The organism is Lichenihabitans sp. Uapishka_5 (genome assembly GCF_033947565.1).
In the GTDB taxonomy this organism is placed as follows: Bacteria; Pseudomonadota; Alphaproteobacteria; order Rhizobiales; family Beijerinckiaceae; genus Lichenihabitans.
In genome coordinates, this window is record NZ_JARPVX010000216.1 from 1 (window position 1) to 849 (window position 849).

An 849-nucleotide genomic window follows, 5' to 3' on the forward strand; every position below is an offset into this window, starting at 1 on the left:
GCGGGTGCGGCGGGCCGGGGGCGCAGGCTTGCCGGGCGCGGCAGCGCGCCTCATCTTGGGTGACAGCATGATGCCGTTATATGCAGGTTGGACCTCAGAACAAGCGTGGCTCCATGCCGCCCGACGACCCCGCCGACCACCCCCTGTTCCAGCGCCGCATCCGGCCGCATCGCTCGATGTCGGCCGCCCAGGTGCGGGTGATGCTGGTGTTCGTCGCCATCGGCGGCATCGTAACGAGCCTGCCGTTCGTGTTGATCGGGGCCTGGCCGGTGGCGGGCTTCTTCGGGCTCGACGTGTTGATGGTGTATCTGGCGTTCCGGGCCAGCTTCAGCAGCGCACGGGCCTATGAGGATATCCGGGTCACGGCGCTGGATTTGAGCCTGCGGAAGGTGAGCCCGCGGGGCATCACGCGCGAATGGCGCTTCAACCCGGTCTGGGTGCGGCTCGACCGGCACGAGCACCCGGATTTCGGGACGCAGCGTATCGAGCTGATCGCCCGGGGCGACCGGGTCGAGGTCGCGGGCTTTCTCGGGCCGGACGCCAAGGCGGAGTTCGCGGACGGCCTCGGCGCGGCGCTCGGCCGCGCCCGGCGGGGCGTGCGCTATTCCTGAAACATCGATCCCGTTGTGTCCGGCCGATCCCCTCCCTAGGATGCCGGCAGTGCCGAAAGGGCGCCCGCTCGCGGCGCCGGAGACAATGAAATCATGACAGGGATGATGCGCCTCCGGTCGCTGCGGCCCCTTGCGACCGTGCTGACGCTGCTGGCCGGCAGCCTCCTGCCCGGCTTGGCGGCTGCCCAGACCACCGCGGCACCGGCGAGCCCGACGCCGACCGCCCAGACCACGGTGA

1 protein-coding gene is annotated in these 849 nt (G+C 70.6%); it reads left to right on the plus strand.

Translation table 11 applies throughout. The annotated features are described in order from the left end of the window. Window positions 1-80 precede the first annotated feature (80 nt). Window positions 81-611 carry a DUF2244 domain-containing protein gene (locus tag P7D22_RS23270; protein ID WP_319936614.1) on the plus strand — a complete coding sequence of 177 codons (531 nt, stop codon included), beginning with the start codon at window positions 81-83 and terminating at the stop codon, window positions 609-611. Window positions 612-849 lie beyond the last annotated feature (238 nt).